At 64.5% G+C, this 16,648-nt stretch carries 16 protein-coding genes; 5 read left to right on the top strand and 11 right to left on the bottom strand.

The window, feature by feature from the left end:
- Positions 1-12: 12 nt before the first annotated feature.
- The 6 genes from RQP53_RS12050 to RQP53_RS12025 form a co-directional block, all read right to left on the bottom strand.
- Positions 13-402 carry a VOC family protein gene (locus RQP53_RS12050; protein WP_315650548.1) on the bottom strand — a complete coding sequence of 130 codons (390 nt, stop codon included), beginning with the start codon at positions 400-402 and terminating at the stop codon, positions 13-15.
- Positions 403-433: 31 nt separating this feature from the next.
- The gene (locus tag RQP53_RS12045) at positions 434-3,139 is read right to left on the bottom strand and encodes a M16 family metallopeptidase (protein WP_315650547.1); all 2,706 of its coding nucleotides are present in this window, start codon (positions 3,137-3,139) and stop codon (positions 434-436) included.
- 81 nt (positions 3,140-3,220) lie between these two features.
- Positions 3,221-3,943, bottom strand: a complete 723-nt coding sequence (locus tag RQP53_RS12040; RefSeq protein ID WP_315650546.1) for a site-2 protease family protein — start codon at positions 3,941-3,943, stop codon at positions 3,221-3,223.
- Positions 3,940-4,938: a DUF2167 domain-containing protein gene (locus RQP53_RS12035; protein ID WP_315650545.1), complete on the bottom strand. Its 999-nt coding sequence runs from the start codon at positions 4,936-4,938 to the stop codon at positions 3,940-3,942. The genes RQP53_RS12040 and RQP53_RS12035 overlap by 4 nt, the downstream gene beginning before the upstream one ends.
- 90 nt (positions 4,939-5,028) lie before the next feature.
- Complete coding sequence (locus RQP53_RS12030) at positions 5,029-7,134, bottom strand: Ig-like domain-containing protein (protein WP_315650544.1); 2,106 nt, start codon at positions 7,132-7,134, stop codon at positions 5,029-5,031.
- Between the two features lie 188 nt (positions 7,135-7,322).
- Positions 7,323-8,258, bottom strand: a complete 936-nt coding sequence (locus RQP53_RS12025) for a DMT family transporter (protein WP_315650543.1) — start codon at positions 8,256-8,258, stop codon at positions 7,323-7,325.
- A 128-nt stretch (positions 8,259-8,386) separates the two neighbouring features.
- Here RQP53_RS12025 and RQP53_RS12020 point away from each other — a divergent pair, with 128 nt between their 5' ends.
- Complete coding sequence (locus RQP53_RS12020; protein WP_315650542.1) at positions 8,387-9,256, top strand: LysR family transcriptional regulator; 870 nt, start codon at positions 8,387-8,389, stop codon at positions 9,254-9,256.
- A gap of 20 nt (positions 9,257-9,276) precedes the next feature.
- On the opposite strand, the gene RQP53_RS12015 is transcribed toward RQP53_RS12020, so the two are convergent.
- Positions 9,277-9,978, bottom strand: a complete 702-nt coding sequence (locus tag RQP53_RS12015) for an aspartate/glutamate racemase family protein (protein ID WP_315650541.1) — start codon at positions 9,976-9,978, stop codon at positions 9,277-9,279.
- 146 nt (positions 9,979-10,124) lie between these two features.
- On the opposite strand from RQP53_RS12015, the gene RQP53_RS12010 reads away from it, so the two are divergent.
- The 3 genes from RQP53_RS12010 to RQP53_RS12000 all read left to right on the top strand — a co-directional run bounded on the left by RQP53_RS12010 (position 10,125) and on the right by RQP53_RS12000 (position 12,850).
- A complete protein-coding gene (locus tag RQP53_RS12010) occupies positions 10,125-10,586 on the top strand; it encodes an Lrp/AsnC family transcriptional regulator (protein WP_315650735.1) in 462 nt (153 codons plus the stop codon).
- A 245-nt stretch (positions 10,587-10,831) separates the two neighbouring features.
- Positions 10,832-12,355, top strand: a complete 1,524-nt coding sequence (locus RQP53_RS12005) for an outer membrane protein assembly factor BamB family protein (RefSeq protein WP_315650540.1) — start codon at positions 10,832-10,834, stop codon at positions 12,353-12,355.
- Between the two features lie 9 nt (positions 12,356-12,364).
- Positions 12,365-12,850, top strand: a complete 486-nt coding sequence (locus RQP53_RS12000) for a LysR family transcriptional regulator substrate-binding protein (protein ID WP_315650539.1) — start codon at positions 12,365-12,367, stop codon at positions 12,848-12,850.
- A gap of 19 nt (positions 12,851-12,869) precedes the next feature.
- On the opposite strand, the gene RQP53_RS11995 is transcribed toward RQP53_RS12000, so the two are convergent.
- Complete coding sequence (locus RQP53_RS11995; protein WP_315650538.1) at positions 12,870-13,571, bottom strand: aspartate/glutamate racemase family protein; 702 nt, start codon at positions 13,569-13,571, stop codon at positions 12,870-12,872.
- 152 nt (positions 13,572-13,723) lie between these two features.
- Here RQP53_RS11995 and RQP53_RS11990 point away from each other — a divergent pair, with 152 nt between their 5' ends.
- Positions 13,724-14,185: an Lrp/AsnC family transcriptional regulator gene (locus RQP53_RS11990; RefSeq protein ID WP_434064086.1), complete on the top strand. Its 462-nt coding sequence runs from the start codon at positions 13,724-13,726 to the stop codon at positions 14,183-14,185.
- Between the two features lie 214 nt (positions 14,186-14,399).
- Here the strand turns inward: RQP53_RS11990 and RQP53_RS11985 are convergent, their stop codons facing one another.
- The 3 genes from RQP53_RS11985 to RQP53_RS11975 all read right to left on the bottom strand — a co-directional run bounded on the left by RQP53_RS11985 (position 14,400) and on the right by RQP53_RS11975 (position 16,255).
- Positions 14,400-14,858 (bottom strand): hypothetical protein, encoded by a 459-nt coding sequence (locus RQP53_RS11985; RefSeq protein WP_315650536.1) that lies wholly within the window; start codon positions 14,856-14,858, stop codon positions 14,400-14,402.
- Positions 14,848-15,789: a DUF4747 family protein gene (locus RQP53_RS11980; protein ID WP_315650535.1), complete on the bottom strand. Its 942-nt coding sequence runs from the start codon at positions 15,787-15,789 to the stop codon at positions 14,848-14,850. The genes RQP53_RS11985 and RQP53_RS11980 overlap by 11 nt, the downstream gene beginning before the upstream one ends.
- An 88-nt stretch (positions 15,790-15,877) precedes the next feature.
- Positions 15,878-16,255, bottom strand: coding sequence for a hypothetical protein (locus tag RQP53_RS11975; protein WP_315650534.1), 378 nt, complete (start codon positions 16,253-16,255; stop codon positions 15,878-15,880).
- Between the last annotated feature and the right edge of the window lie 393 nt (positions 16,256-16,648).

Below are 16,648 nucleotides of genomic sequence, written 5' to 3'. Positions count from 1 at the left end.
TCCAAATCAGGTTCAGGCCGGCTCGCGCAGCTGGATCACATTGCCTTCGGGGTCATGGCCATCGCAGGCTCGGAAGTCGCGTGCCGACCAGACCTGCTCAGGCGGGTTCAGCGCGCCGCCCAGGGACGCGGCACGCGCGCGGGCCAGGTCCAGGCTGGGCACCTGGAAGAACAGCTTGAGCGCGCTGTCCTCGCGGCGTTGCGGGGGCGTGCCGATCTCGATCTCGGCGGCGATGGCCGGCGGCAGCCCATGCACCACGAGCTGGACGCCCTGGCCGTCCAGCACCAGCAGCCCCGGCTCGCTGTGCGCTGTCTCAAGGCCGAGCAGCCCTTGGTAGAAGGCCGCCAGGCGGAGCGGGTCCTTGGCGAAGATGACGGCACCAAACACGGCTGTGGCGGACATGCTCACTCCTGGCTATGCGGCAGCAACGACCTTACTTGAAATCGCCGGCAAAGAAGAGCTGGAAGCCGTCGAGCTTGAAGTGCTTGCGCAGCGCGGCGTTGACCTGTTCCAGGCTGGCCTGCTGCAGCGCATCGTCCAGCAGCTGTTCGCGGCCGAAGCGGCGGTCCAGCAGCAGCTGGCCAGCGACACGAGCCGACAGGCCGGCATCCTCGGCGCGGTTCAAGCGGCGTTGGGCCAGCAGGGCCTGCTTGGCTTCGGCCAGCTCCTTGGCGCTGAAGCCCTCAGTCAGCGCGCGGGCGACTTCCTCGCGTAGCGCGGCTTCGACCTTGGCGCGGTTCTGCGGCGCGAAGATGGCGTAGACGACCCAGGCCGAGGCCGGGTCCTGGCTGCCCAGGTTCAGGCCGGTGCCAACGCCGTAGGACAGGCCTTCCTTCTCGCGGATGCGCATCCACAGCCGCGAGCTGCCGCCACCACCGAGCATGTGATTGGCCAGCAGCAGGGCGGGGCGGTCGGGGTGTTCATCGCTGATCGGCATCGGTAGCGCGCCGAGCAGCATCGCGTTCTGCTTGTCCGGCGTGCGCAGCAGCTGCAGCTGGCCGGGCTTGTTGACGGCCTGGCGCGGCACGCGCTCAAAAGCGCTGGTGGCCTTCCAGTCGCCCAGTGCGGCCGCGACGCTGGCCTGCAGCGCGATCGGATCGAAATCGCCGACGATGGCCAACTGACCCTGGCCGGCACCGTAGAAGCGGGCGTGGAAGGCGCGCACCTGCTCCAGTGTGGCGGCCTTCAGATCGGCCTCCTGCTCGTCGAAGCTGCGGGCATGGCGGATGTCGCCGCGGCCATGCTCGCTCAGCGCCTGATCCAGCGCCAAGCCGGCCTGGCCCTGCGGATCATCGCGCTGGGCCTGCAGCGCGTTCAGCGCCTGGGTGCGCACCTCATCGAGCGAGGCGGCTTCCAGCCGCGGGCTGCGCAGCATCTCGGCAATCAAGGCGATGGCCGTCGCGGCGTGCTCGCGCTTGGTGGCAAAGGCAATGCTGAGCTTGTCGGCTGAGGTGCTCTGCACCTGCAGCTCCAGCTTGGCGGCATCCAGCGCGTCGTGCAGCTGCTCGCGGCTGAGGCGCTGGGTGCCCATATCGAGCAGGGCGGCCATCAGCGCGGCCACCGATTGCTGGCCGAACAGGCCGCGGGCGTCGCCGAGTTGCAGATTGAGCACGCCCTTGACCGTTTCGCCACGGCTGGGCTTGGCCAGCAGCGCCAGCTTCATGCCATTGGCCAGCTGGCTGATGCGCAGCTGGCGTTCGATATTGGCCGGGCTGGCGTCAAAGGCGGCCACGCTGCCAACGCTGGCCTGCGCCTTGAAACTCTTCAGCTCGGTGGCGACGTCGACAAAGGCCGGCACCGGCGCACGCAGCGGCTTGTCGGTGGGAATGTATTGCGACAGCGTGCGGTTGGACGGCAGGAAGCGCTCGGTGGCCACGCGCTGCACCTGCTCCACCGTCAGGGCCTTGATGCGGTCGCGCAGCAGGAAGAACAAGCGCCAGTCACCCTGGGCAATCGCTTCCGACAGCGTCACGCCGACCTGCTCCGGATTGCTGTACAGCGACTCCCAACGGTTCAGCCAGCGGGTCTGGGCACGCTTGAGTTCCTCCGCCGTCACCGGGCGCTCGGCAAAACCTTCACAGATGGCCACCAGCTCGCGGTTCAGTTCCTCCTGCGAGGCGCCCGGCGCCAGCTCGGCGCTGAGCATGGTGAAACCGGGCTCGGCCAGCGCGAGGCCGAAGTTGCCGACTGAGGCGGCCAGCTTCTTCTCCTCGACCAGGCGCTTGTGCAGGCGGCCGCCCGGCGCATCGCTAAGAATCAGGTTCAGCGCCTCGATGGCAGCGTAGTCGGCATGGGCGCCGGCCGGCACATGGTAGGCGGCCAGCGATTGGGCGGTGCCGCCGACCCGGCGCACCGTCACACCGCGCTCGCCGTCCTGCACCGGGTCCACCGTGTAGAGCTTGCCGAGCACGCGCTTGGGCCGTGGCAGCTTGCCAAAGCTCTGTTCAACCCAGTCCAGCACCTTGTCGGCATCGAACTTGCCGGAGACGATCAGCGTCGCGTTGTCGGGCTGGTAGTGCTGGCGGTAGAACGATTGCAGCCGGGCGATGTCGACGTTCTCGACGTCGGCGCGGGCGCCGATGGTGTCCTTGCCGTAGTTGTGCCACTGGTACATCGCCGCCAGCGTGCGCTGCACGGTGACACCGCCGGCATCGTTCTCGCCCATCTCCATCTCATTGCGCACCACCGTCATCTCGGTGTCCAGGTGCTTGCGGGCGATATAGCTGTGCACCATCGCGTCGGCCTGCCAGTTCAGGTACCACTTCAGGTTGTCCTCGTTGGCGGCAAAGGAGGCGAAGTAATTGGTGCGGTCGAACCAGGTCGAGCCATTGGCGCGCAGGCCGCGCTTGGTGAATTCGTTCCAGGGTTCCTGAAAGCGCGGGCTGCCCTTGAAGATCAGGTGCTCGAGCAGGTGGGCCATGCCGGTCTCGCCGTAGTTCTCGTGCTTGGAACCGACGCGGTAGGTGACGTTGACCGTCGTGCTGGGCTTGCTGGCATCGGGCGCCAGCAGGATCTGCAGGCCATTGGGCAAGCGGTATTCGCTGATGCCTTCGACGCTGTTGACGGCTTTGAGCTGATGGGCGTGGGCAGTGGCGGTGAAGGCCAGCGCGATGGCCAGGCTCAGGCGTAGCAGTTTCATGGTCTTGTTCTTGAGAAAAAAGTGGGCGGGGACTGGCCGGAAGTCGCGAGCCTAAGCGAGTGGCCGGCAGGAATGCGGAAGTCAGGGCTGGCGCATCGCACTCAGCATCTCGTGCACATCGTGGGTCATCACCGCCAGGAATACCGTCAGCGCCAGGTAGTAGCTGCCGTATTCCCATTTCACCGCGGTGGGCACGGCGTAGTAGTTCAGTGCCTCGGGACTGTCGGCGCGGTAGCGCCAGGCCTTGAGCAGCTGCGGCCAGGCCAGCAGGGCGACCAGCAGCAGCATCGGGCTGGGCCGGTAGAAGAACATCGCGCCCAGCACCGGCACGCCCAGCAGCCAGATCCGCGGCGACAGCACGGCGGTGATGCGGCCGCCGTCAAAGGGCGAGATCGGAATCAGATTGAACAGGTTCAGAAAGAAGCCGCTGTAGGACACGGCCAGCAGCCAGGCGCTGCCTTGGTCGCGTGCCAGCAGGTAGACCAGGGTGGCGCCCACCGTGCCCAGCAGCGGCCCGGCCAAGCCGATATAGGCCTCGGTCTGGGCGTCGTGCGGCACCTGCTTCAGCTCGATCCAGGCACCGACAAAGGGAATGAAGGTCGGCAAGCCGACGTTCAGCCCCTTGTGCCGGGCAGCCAGGTAATGGCCCATCTCATGGACGAAGAGCAGGGCAATGAAGCCGGCCGCATAGCGCCAGCCGTAAATCGTCGCGTAGACGATCAGCGACAGCAGCATGGTGCCGCCGCTGGTCAGTATCTTGCCGAACTTCAGGCCGGAGAACAGCAGGGCCAGCAGCTTGATCATGGCTGCGGCTTGTCCTGGGTGGCGCCGGCGGGAGGCGCCGCGGTTTCCAGCACCGGCGCCAGGGCTGCGGGCGCAGCGGCAATGGGCGCGGTCTCAGCGGATGGCTTGCGCTTGAACAGCTTTATCAGCGTGCCGCCAAAGGCCAGCAGCGCAATGATGATGATCTTGGCGAACTTGGCCACGAAGGCGAACACGACCGCCAGCAGGCCCAGCTTCTTGGCGCCCACGCCCAGCACCAGCGCGGCCAGGCCGTATTCGGCCACATGGTCGGTGGCGCTGTTGAAGTCGCCATAGCGCTTGCCTTCATTGAACTCCAGCGCGGCCAGCAGCTCGGCGGCCTGTGGCTTGTCCTGTGGCAGCTCCTTCAGGCCGGTGACCAGGTTCAGGCTCAGATAGCCTTCGCGGCCCAGCGCATAGGTGTTGTAGTTGACGCCCTGTTCGGCATCGGCCGCGTCGCGCTTGTGACGCGAGGCCATGGCCCAGACCAGGCGGTGGGTGTCGGCCGCATAGGCCGGCTTCTCGGCCCAGCCGACGATCTCTAGCGCCGGCACACCCAGCTTGACGCGCTCCTCATTGCTGGCCTCGGTGCCTTCGCGGAAGGACTTCAGCAAGTCGTCGGCATTCCATTCGCGGGCGTCGTCGTCCTTGATATAGCCGGCCGGCTCGAAGCGCAGCGTTGCGAACCAGTCGCCCTCGCCCTGCGGGAACACCAGGCCGAGAAGATCGCTGTAGTCGCCCGGATTGCCCATCACCCGCATCAGCTTGGCCGCATGTGGCTGCGGAATGAAGACCTTGCCGGCCGGCAGATGCAACACCGCCTGCTGAGCCAGCGGCACATCGGCCGGGCCGGTGGTGCCGGCCTGGCGGGCCTGCTCAAAGGCCTGCTGCGCCTCGCTGGCGGCGGCCGGCTTGTCGTCGGCGCGGCTGTCGTGGGCGGCCAGGGCCAGGCCCAGTGCCAGGGCGCAGGCCAAGGCTGCGCGGTAAATGATGGTCATGGGCTGCTCCCTCGCTGCCTGTTGTTGGAATGAAGGCAGCGCCAGGGCGCCGCCGGCGCGCAGTCTAGCCCGGCCAGGCGGCCGTTGGACTCACCCTTTGGAAGGAGAACGCCGCGCCGCGGCCGGCCTGTATGCAGCCCCCAGCGCCGGTGTGACGGTCGCGTATTCATAGCGGTAGGCGATCGGCACAAAGCTCTTGCTGCCATCGGGCGTCTGTCCGGCCTCGACCAGCAGCAAAGCGCCCTTGGGCTGGGCGACCACATACCAGCGCAGCGTGAACTGCTGGGTCTCGTTCTGCAGCTTGATGCTGACCACGCCGTCCTGCAGCTGCCAGCTGCCGTCGAAGGCGTCGTGGTGGGTGTAGAGATTGGCACTGCCATCTTCGCGCAGCACCATGCTGCGCACCAGGCGCGGGATGCGCCACTCGGCGATCAGGTCCTCGGCCTTGAGCGAGAGACTGGCATCCTGCTTGTAGGCGTCGCCGAGGCTGATGCCCTGGCCCTGTGGACCTTGGTAGCGCACCAGCAGCTGGTGCTGTTGCGCATCGGTCTTCAGATAGCGCTGCAGGCGCCAGGTCTGTGCCGTCGTGCCGTTCTCCAGCACCAGATCGCCAGCGTCGAGGCGCCAGCGCATCGGGCTGCCGGCGATCGAACCATCGGCTTGCAGCGCGAGGGGGCTGCTGAGCAGACGGCCGGCACCGAAATGGGCATCGACGACGTTTTCTTCCGCCGTCGGCAGCAGCCAACTGCCGGGCAATTCCTCGGCGGCAAATGGCTGTAGCAGCGTCATCGGCAGGCTCAGGCGCAGATCCTCGATGAGGCTGAGCTCGGCGTCGTCCAGCGAGCAGCTGCTGAGGTTGCCGCAACTGCTGGCGATCAGCTGATCGCCATAGGCAGTGCGGCCAATGCGGCGCAGCTTCAGCAGGTGCACGTGATACGGGTCGCCGTAGATGCCGGTGCCGGCGGCCGTCTCGGTGCCGCTGCCGCGCAGCAGCAGCTCACCCTTGGCACTGAGCTGCCATTGCAGCGCCGCGTGGCTGACCGGGAAGCTCTGGCGTGGCAGCAGGCTGCCGCTGCCATCGCTGTTCAGGCGCAGTTCCAGGCTGTCCTTGATCGGCTGAAACAGCGGTGCCTGCTGGTAGGCGGCCAGATCGCCGATCACCAGGCGTGCTGGCAGGTTCTGCGTGCTGAAGCCGAAGCCAGCACCGATGCCGGCCTGCAGGCTCGCCACCAATTCATCAAAGCCGGCACCCTGCTGCGCTTGTGCGGCGGCGCGGGCCTGGCGATAGATGGAGTCGTCGCTGAGCAGTTGCCAGACCGTGTTGACGCCTTTTCCTCCGCTGAGCTGGCCGCCCAGCATCAGCTGGGCCAATGCCGCACCCTCGGCGACCGTCTGCGGCGAGTAGGCCTGCAGCGCGGCACGCAGGGCGCGGTCATCGGCGAAATCACTGGCGCCATCAAGCCGTTGCTGGTAGCGCAAATAAACTGCCGCCTCGGCGCTGGTCAGCGGGCTCAGCGTCAGCGCGCTGAGCTGGCTGGCATCGAGCTTGCGGCTCTGGCCGGCCAGCGCCTGCAATGCTGCCCAGCTGCCGAGCAAGGCCTCGTGATGGCTCATCGGATGAGCCTTATCCTCCACCGTGCGCAGGCGCAGCGGCGTTGGGCTCGGCTCGGTGCTGGTGAGGAACAGCTTGATCGTGAAGCGGCCGGCGCTGTCGCTGCGCGTGGCCTGCAGCGCAAGGCCATCCTGGGCCGCTTCGATGCCGATATCGGCCAGGGCCTGGGCCTCGGTGGCCAGGCCTTGCAACGTCAGGCTTTGACGCAAGGTCAGTTTGACCTCGGCCGCGCTGTTGCGGCCGCTGCCATCGCTGACGCGATAGCTGAAGCTGTCGCTGCCGGCGAAACCCGCGTCGGGCACATAGCGCAGCTGACCCGCCTCGATGCTGACCTTGCCATGCGCCGGTGTGCCCACCGACATCAAGCTCAGCACCCCGTCGCTGCCGGCCTGATCGTTGGCCAGCACATCGAGCCGCGTCGGCGCGTCGTCGTCAACGGTGAAGCTGTCGGCCTGCGCCTGTGGGGGCAATTCGGGCGCCGCCGATTCGCCGTTGCAGCCGGTCAGGGTCAGCGCGCTGATGCCAATCAGCAGGCTGAGGCCGTGACCTTGCAGGGCCCGAAAGCCGCGATGAATGCAGTTCATCCTTGTCCTCTTGTTCGCCGTCGATGCGGGCCAGCGGGCAAGGCTTGCCCAGGCCGATGGGCGGCGAGCTTAGCGGCGGCGCCGCTGAGGCAGTGAGCGGGTGATTGCGGAGTGGCAGCGGCGCACAGCTGTAAAGATTTGCATAGCGCGCCGGGCTGGCTTGTGCGCCGGCATGTGCCGCGGTGGCTTCAACGGCGCTCGAACACGCCCGAGGCCAGCATCACGCCGGCCACCGCCACCGTGCCGCCGAGCAGCATGCTGGGCAGCAGCGCTTCGCCGAGCAGCAGCACGCCGAAGACGGTGCCGAACACCGGCACCAGGTTGTTGAAGACCACGGTGCGCGCCGCGCCAAGGCGCTGCACGCCCTGGTAGTACCAGACGAAGGCCAGCGCCGTGCCGATCAGGCCCAGGTAGAGCAGGGAGCCGAGCACGGCCGGCGTGAAGGCCTCGGCGGCGGGCCAGGTCTGCAGCTCAGCGGCCGTCGCCAGGCCCAGCATCAGCGTGCCCCACAGCGAGGCATAGCAGGTCGCCGCCAGCGGCGAGAGCCCGCGCAGCGCCGTGCGGCCGATCAGCGTGTAGGCTGCCCAGGAGCAGACACCGCCGAACATCAGCGCTTCACCGAGGCCCACCGATTGCGACAGCGCCGCGCCCAGCTCGCCCCGGCTGATGACGACCCACACGCCCGCCAGCGCCAGTGCCACGCCCACCCAGCGCCGGGCGCTGAGCTTCTCGCGCAGCAAGAGCGTGCCCAGCGTGATCGTCACCACCGGGTTCAGCGCGATCAGCAGCGAGGTGCGGCTGGCCGGCAGGTGCTTGAGCGCACCGAAGAAGAACAGGTTGTAGGCAAAGATGCCGGTCGCGCCCAGCGCGGCGGTACTCAGCCATTGGCGCCGCGTCAGCCGCGGCAGGCCGCCTTCGATCAGCCAGGCCGCCACGCACAGCGCCAGGCTGGCCACCACATAGCGCAGCAGCGCCCCCAGGCTGGCCGGCATCGCCGCCGCCACCAGGCGCCCGGCGATGAAGGTACCGCCCCAGATCGCTGGCACGGCGATCAGCCGGGCCCAGAGGGACAGGGGAGGCAGGCTGCTGCTGCCGGCGGTGCTGGAAAGGCTGGAACTGCTCACGATCAGGGCGCTTGGAAACGGTCGATGAGCATGAATATATGTTCATCGTGCTTCATAGTAAAATGAACAAACGTTCATGAATTCGCGCAGCGTATGGCTCAAACGCGGGCTGCGTCTGGAGTGCCCCGATGACGTTCACCCAGCTCGAAGTCTTTGCCACGCTGGCCCGCCTGGGCAGCTTTTCGCGCGCCGCCCAGGCGCTGGGCATCACGCAGTCGGCGGTCAGCCATGCGCTGCGCAGCCTGGAGCGCGAGCTGGGCGTCAGCCTGTTCTGGCGCGACCGTGCCGCGGCCGAACTGACCCCTGCCGGCGAACGCCTGCTGGCCCGCGCCCATGAGATGAACCAGATGCGCGAGGCCATGCTGCAGGACGCCTGCAACGCCCGCGGCCTGAGCGAGGGCCTGCTGCGCATTGCCTCCTTTGGTGCCACCTCCAGCCTGCGCATCCTGCCCGAGCTGCTGAGCCGCTTTGGCCAGGAGCATCCAGGCATCCAGGTGCATGTCGACGAAGACGACGACGCCACCGTGCTGCGCTGGCTGGAAGAGCGCCGGGTCGAGATCGGCTTCGTGACCCTGCCCGACGAGCGCTTCGAGACCTGGCCGGTGCTGGAGGACGAGTACATGGTGCTGCTGCCAAGCAGCCATCCGCTGGCCGCCAAGGCCAGCCTCGACGCCGCCGATCTGCAGGGCCAGCCCTTTGTGCTGGCCGGCGCCGGCTGCCAGGACGTGATCCTCGGCGCCCTGCAAAGCATCGGCGCGCAGCCCGACATCCGCTACCGCTTCTCGCAGCTGCTCTCCATCCTGGGCTTTGTGCGCCAGGGATTGGCGGTGTCGATGGCGGCGCGGATGGCGCTGCCCGACGAACCCGAGGGCGTCGTCTACCGACCGCTGAAGCCGGCCATCCCGCGCCGCGTCGGTCTGGCCGTGCGCGACCCGCAGCGGCTCTCGCCGGCGGCGGCTGCCTTCATGGCGATGGCGCGGCGGGTCTATCCCGGCTGAGTGTCAGCCGGGCGGCAAGCTCATTGCAGCGCGGCGCCGAGCGCGAAGTCCACGGCTGCCAGCGCATGCAGCCGCGTCGTGTCGAACAGCGGCAAGGCCACGTCCTCAGGCTGCAGCAGCAGCGGCAGCTCGGTGCAACCGAGGATCACGCCCTCGGCGCCTTGCTGCTGCAACTCGGCGATCAAGGCCTGCAGCACAGCGCGCGAACGGGCCAGGCAGTGGCCCTGGCACAGCTCCTCGAAGATGATGCGGTGCACCTCGGCGCGGCCGGCCTCGTCGGGCGTCAGGCACTCGATGCCGTGGCGGGCCAGGTGTTCGCGGTAGAAGGGCTGCTCCATCGTGTAGCGGGTGCCCAGCAGCGCCACGCGCCGGACCCCGGCGGCCTGGATCGCGGCGGCGGTGGCATCGGCAATGTGCAGCAGCGGCACATCCAGGCGCGCCTGCACCTCGGGCGCGACCTTGTGCATGGTGTTGGTGCCGATCAGCACGCAGTCGGCGCCGCCGTCCTGCAGCGCACGGCCGGCGCCGGCCAGCAGCTCGGCCAGCTCGTCCCAGGCGCCGGCGCGCTGGCGCTCGGCCACCTGCTCGAAGTTCAGGCTGTGCAGATGCAGCGGCGCCGAGTTCAGCCCGCCCAGCCGGCGCGCCACCTCGCGGTTGATGATCTGGTAGTACAGCGCGGTCGATTCCCAGCTCATCCCGCCTATCAGTCCGATCGCCTTCATGGTGCTTGCTCCTGGTCCGAGTGCCCCCTTGGCGCCTCGTCGATGAACAGAATTGTCCGGACCCGGCACTGGCAGCGATTTGCCTTCTTTGCTCCAATCGGCGCAGAAATTAGAAATGGATTTCAAGAATGGCCGGCAAGCTGAAGTTGGATGCTATTGACCTGAAGATCCTCGATCTGCTGCAGCAGGACGCCGAGCAGCAGCTGGCGCAGATCGCCGAGGCGGTGGGCCTGTCCAGCACGCCCTGCTGGCGGCGCATCCAGCGGCTCAAGGAGTCCGGCGTGATCCGCCGCCAGGTCGCGCTGGTCGACGCACAGGCGCTCAATGTCGGCGTAACCGTCTTTGTCTCGGTGCGCACCGCCACGCACACCCAGGAATGGTTCGAGCGCTTCCGCGCCACCGTGCAGGCGATCCCCGAGGTGGTCGAGTTCTACCGGATGAGCGGCGATGTCGACTACCTGCTGCGCGTCGTCGTGCCCGACATCGCCGCCTACGACGCCGTCTACAAACGCCTGATCGCCGGGACGCAGCTGTTCGACGTCAGCTCCAGCTTCGCGATGGAGGAGCTGAAGTTCACGACGGCGTTGCCGTTGTCTTACGTGCGTTGAATTGAGGCGGTAGGATGCGCGCGCGAAGTGCTGCGGGGGGGCTGTTTGAACAGATCCAGCACCCACCGAAGAGGGATGCCTGAACACTCGCTTCGCCGGGATACTCCGACGCGATTTGCTGGCCCGTAGGACGGCCGTGTGGTGGGCCTCTGTTGGAGCGGCTAGCCAGCTTGCGAAGAGAGATAGGCAAGGCTCGTGATCGTTGAGCCTTCTGCCATCGGGCATTCAATGAGAGGGGGAAACCAATGACGACGACAACGAGTTTGAAACCATGGCTGGCATTGGCCTGTGCCATCGCCTTGAGTGCCTGTGGCGGTGGCGGCAGTACGCCGACTCCAAGCAAGGTCGAGCTCAGTACCGGCATTGCCTCGCTGCAAGGCGCTTATGACCAGCCCCAATCGCTGCAACTGACCGTCACGAATGCCGGCCAGGCGGCCGTGTCGAATCTGAACGCCAAGGCGTCTGACCCGATGCTGTTGGTGGTGTCCGACACCTGCACCGGCAAGACGCTGGCTGCCAGCTCCAACTGCACCGTCACCTACCGCGTCAAGGGCGCGTCAGCGGGCCAAGGCGCCGTGAATGTGACGGTGCAGTACACCGGCGATGACGGCACGGGCAGCAAGGCCCTAAGCGTTCCATACAACTTCGGACCTTCCCAGTGGGCGTCGACCGCTACGTGGTCCAATCCATTGGGCAATACGTCAAATTCCGGCTACGTGCCAGTAGTGCTGGACAGTGCCAACTTCAAACTTGCGTGGGAGTTCGCACCGGATCAGGCCGACCTGTATCTGCAGGGCGTGACCAGCGACCAAGACAGGATCTATTTCACTGCTCTTGACACCAGAAACTTGGGATTCATCACTTGGGTCTATGCGCTGTCTCAGCAAGATGGGGGACTCCGCTGGAAGGATTCTTCGTTGCCCGCCCGCTACGGGGGGGGCGCTCCCGCCGTCGTCGGCGGGAAGGTTCTCGTGGAAGGTGCCAGCGACTTTGTCGCGAAAAAAAATTGGATTGACGCCGTGACGGGAGTCAGTCAAATTTCTGAAGCGTCCCTGTGCGGACATAAAGGGGTTTATAGCGACCCAGTGATCTGGGATCAGGGCATGTACCGCTACTGCGGAACTTTCCCCTCTGTTTCACGTACGGACATCGGGCCCCCGCCGACCTGGTGGAATTACTTTGGGGTGGTCGGTGAATATATCTCCCCCACCGGACTGGCTGTTGACGCCCAGCGCGTTTATGTGTTCGACGCGAGGGGCGGCCAGCTCACTGGGCTGGACCGCGTGACCGGGCAGCTCGCATTTCAGATCAAGAACGAACCGTCCTCGGGGCAATTGCGGTACTCACCTGTCCTGGATGAGGGCTCAGCACACATCTTTATGGGTGGGGACGATGCCGTCTCGGCGATGGACCTGACCCAGCGTTCGGTCCTGTGGACCGTCAGCGGCTATTCAGGTCAACCTGCCTACGGAAACCAAACGGTGTACGTGAAATTGATGGGCGAGCCGGCATCACTGGGTGCGCTGGATGCCAAGACGGGGGAACGGCTCTGGTCTTGGGTGCTGCCTGAGGTGATCGTGAGCAATATCGTCGTCACCAAGACACATGTCTTCGTTGCGTCAGCGAAAAACACCTACGGCCTCAACATCGGCAGAAAAACCATGGATTTGGTTTATCCAGCCGGTGGGGCTCAGCTGCTGCTGACCAACACCGGCAAACTGATCATCGCCGGCAAGCACGGCCGGGTCAGCGCCATCGCCTTACATTGAGTTACCGCAGTGGCCCGGCGGCGCCATGGCGGGCCTCAGCCGCAGCCAGCTTCCTCTGCCTTGGCCTGTGCACGAACGACCGGACGCCCGCACGGCCGGGGTCCGCACGGCCCGGGGTCACGCCTTCAATTTCAAGGCGCACATGCCCGCGGTGGCCATTGCGCGGCCATGCAACTAGGTCAGCTAGCGCTTCTGGTTCTGTTGTCATCAATAGACCGTCAAATCCATGGCCAGACCCTTGCTGCCCTTGGCGCTCAGCCCGATATCCGCTACCGCCTCTCGCAGCTGCTCTCCATCCTGGGCTTTGTGCGCCAGGGCCTGACGCTGTCGATGGCGGCGCGCATGGCGCTGCCCGACGAACCCGAGGGCGTCGTCTACCGGCCGCTGAGGCCGGCCATCCCGCGCCGCGTGGGCCTGGCCGTGCGCGACCCGCAGCGGCTCTCGCCGGCGGCGGCTGCCTTCATGGCGATGGCGCGGCGGGTCTATCCGGGCTGAGGCAGGCGCTAGAAGGCGTTCACTGCAGACACTCACCCAGCGCGAAATCGACCGCTGCCAGCGCATGCAGCCGCGTCGTGTCGAACAGCGGCAGGGCCACGTCCTCAGGCTGCAGCAGCAGCGGCAGCTCGGTGCAACCGAGGATCACGCCCTCGGCGCCTTGCTGCTGCAACTCGGTGATCAAGGCTTGCAGCACAGCGCGTGAACGGGCCAGGCAGTGGCCCTGGCACAGCTCCTCAAAGATGATGCGGTGCACCTCGGCGCGGCCGGCCTCGTCGGGCGTCAGGCACTCGATGCCGTGGCGGGCCAGGTGCTCGCGGTAGAAGGGCTGCTCCATCGTGTAGCGGGTGCCCAGCAGCGCCACGCGCCGGACCCCGGCGGCCTGGATCGCGGCGGCGGTGGCATCGGCAATGTGCAGCAGCGGCACATCCAGGCGCGCCTGCACCTCGGGCGCGACCTTGTGCATGGTGTTGGTGCCGATCAGCACGCAGTCGGCGCCGCCTTCCTGCAGCGCACGGCCGGCGCCGGCCAGCAGCTCGGCCAGCTCGTCCCAGGCACCGGCGCGCTGGCGCTCGGCCACCTGCTCGAAGTTCAGGCTGTGCAGATGCAGCGGCGCCGAGTTCAGCCCGCCCAGCCGGCGCGCCACCTCGCGGTTGATGATCTGGTAGTACAGCGCGGTCGATTCCCAGCTCATCCCGCCTATCAGTCCGATTGCCTTCATGGTTCAACTCCTGGTGTGGCCTGCGAGCGCCGGCGCGGCGCCTCGTCGATGAACGGAATTGTCCGGACCCGGCACTGGCAAGGATTTGCCTTCTTTGCTCCAATCGGCGCAGAAATTAGAAATGGATTCCAAGAATGGCCAGCAAGCTGAAGTTGGATGCTATTGGCCTGAAGATCCTCGATCTGCTGCAGCAGGACGCCGAGCAGCAGCTGGCGCAGATCGCCGAGGCGGTGGGCCTGTCCAGCACGCCTTGCTGGCGGCGCATCCAGCGGCTCAAGGAGTCCGGCGTGATCCGCCGCCAGGTCGCGCTGGTCGACGCACAGGCGCTCAATGTCGGCGTGACCGTGTTCGTTTCGGTGCGCACCGCCACGCACACCCAGGAATGGTTCGAGCGCTTCCGCGCCACCGTGCAGGCGATCCCCGAGGTGGTCGAGTTCTACCGGATGAGCGGCGACGTCGACTACCTGCTGCGCGTCGTCGTGCCCGACATCGCCGCCTACGACGCCGTCTACAAACGCCTGATCGCCGGCACGCAGCTGTTCGATGTGAGCTCCAGCTTCGCGATGGAGGAGCTGAAGTTCACGACGGCGTTGCCGTTGGGGTATGTGCGGTGAGGGGGCGGGCGGCGGCAAAGCGTGCTGACGCCGGACTAGTTGAGCATGCTTGCCAGCATTCGGGAGCGACCGGGTCAATTTTCAAGGTGCTACATGCCCGCAATCGCCATTTCGCGGCGATGCATCCGGGTTCTAGTTCTTGCTGACAGCAATGTGCCTTCAAATTCAAGGTCTGACCTTGAGCTCCTAAATGCATTGCGCTTGGCATGTGAAACTACATATCACGCGCAATTGAATTGAATTTTGCGTTTAGGCGCATGATCCCCGCCACGTTGTAGACAAGTGAATAAAGGTTAAGAATGGAGAGTACTAGCATGAAAGTGGCAATCAGACCGATTGCCAAGCCTTCGACGTACTTTGCCACTATGAGCGCGGCAGTGGTTGTAAAGCTTACGGCGATTGTGTAGACGGTTCCCGACAGATAGACATTGAAAGCGCCGCGCTCTTCTAGCCAGCGATAGAAAGGAGTATCCGCCTTCGTGTAGAACGACCACAGGAACGCTAAAGCTGCAGCGAGCATCACGGCGCAAAACAGCGTAGCGATATCAATTGCCGCTATCCGGACAAAGGCGACTACTGCATTTGGCTGAAACCACAAGCTCAAGCAAGTAACTGTTAACGCTGTAGCCAGCAACTCGACTGCGTAGCCCCACCAGACTAATTTATTGCTCATCTACGCCGGGGATCGGGTGAATGCGATCAATCTCGGCTGTTATCGCCGAGAGAATTCGCTGTGCTTCCTTTGCTTTGGCATTCGCATGTAGGCCGCGAACGAAGTCTCGCAATCCCCGGACACTACCACGAGCTGCTGTAGCCCCAGAGGAGGCTTGCTCGAAGGTGCCGTTTCTCAGCCCCTCGAACTGAACATCTCCTTTTTTGTAGCCCTGCTCAGCCAGTACGGCTGATGCGAAAGGCCGCGCCTCCTCTGCTTTGGACAGACCATTCGGGTTTTTCATATCCTGAGTCATTTCTCGGATTCCGCTGTTTGAGAGGTCTTCGTACAGTTGCTTGGTGTAGCGATTGAGCTCTGGGTTAGGAATTCGAAGCGTAACTCGCATTCGAGTAATCCGCTCGAAAGAAAGAAATAGGCCAACGATTCCGTTTTGCTCAGGGACGGGTTCGAGGGATATAGAAGACCAACGATCTAGACGCCTTGCGGACGTGGTGAGTATTTTTTCGAAGAAGTCCTTCCAAGTGGTGGGAGCTAGGTCACCAGTGTGCTCGACAGCCACTAAGTGGCGAGACAAGTCGAATAGACATACGGCCGTACTTGCCAGCGGCGGATTCAAAGACGACGTTCCTGACGCCATGCCATCGTCCGTAACAATCAGTCCATCTCGTTCGAGCACACTCCGAGCGAGTACCACGTGTAATAGTGGCCTCTCGGGATAAGAGCTTGAAAGATCTCTGTACTCGCGGATACTCCACTTGAAAACCGCGGAGCGGGTTTTCTGAATCTGGTCTTGCTCTGGATCGGCTGCGGTTCGCAGTACTTCCGTGATGTCATCGTTCGTGCGAATGCGGAGCAGGTTCGAATCAGCGAAGAGGTCATCTGCATCTTCGATATTAAGTCGGAATAGGTCGAACGAGAATCTTCTAGTCATTTATCCACTCCCTGAAATGCTTAACGTTGAAGCTGAGCCGCAGGCGGATGCCTGCTTACACAAGTCGGCCTGGGCGGCTAATTGGGCGTCATTGGTAGAAGTTTCTGAGGGTGAAGGCTACTAGGGCAATTATGGCAATCAAGAATCCCCCCAGGCTTGCCGCAACTCCGATTCGCCCCAAAGTTGAAGCCCCTTCGTCTTGGCCGGACGCCTTCATCGAAAGCAATGCTGTGAGCATTGCGACGAGACAACTAACTAACGAAACAAAGAAGCCTAGAAATGCGACTCCAATTAAGACTCTCCATGATGGCGCTCGAAAGAATTTCTCAAGCAACGTTGATAGCAGCACGAGAGAGGCTGTCGAGAGCGTAGTTAAATGCTTAAAGAAGTCGTAACCTGTTTTCTGACTTTCTATAAAGTCTTTATGTCGCTGCTCCGCAGTTGGATGCTGAATTTCGTCCGCCATGTCAAAATTCCTCTAATGACAAGCAACTATTTATATGTCAAGACAAAGGGTTGGATAACACTGGCAGCTGCGCGAAAACACGTGCAGCGAAGACCGCGCAATCGCATTGTGCACATGGATTTCATTCACTGGCCTGCGCTGTAAACAAGTGCTATTTGCCGAGCAAATTCCGCGCCGGTTTCAAAGTTCATGGTGTCGACCGCCAACCTTCGTGCGCTTTATCTTGCCATTGGCAGGAGCCGTAGAACCACGAGGAGAACCCTTGACCAAGTGTGTCACTTTCCAGCAGCGCCGACACTAAATCGGTGACGTGGGCGAGGGGGTAACTTGAAGCAGCCCTTTGTCAACGGCCGCTCCGGGCCGAGAGCAGTCTCAGATTGGGATCAGCTAGGG

This window comes from Roseateles aquae (genome assembly GCF_032337115.1).
Lineage (GTDB): Bacteria > Pseudomonadota > Gammaproteobacteria > Burkholderiales > Burkholderiaceae_C > Roseateles_C > Roseateles_C aquae.
Note: the sequence above shows the minus strand (reverse complement) of the source record. Positions and strands in the feature narration are given on the sequence as shown.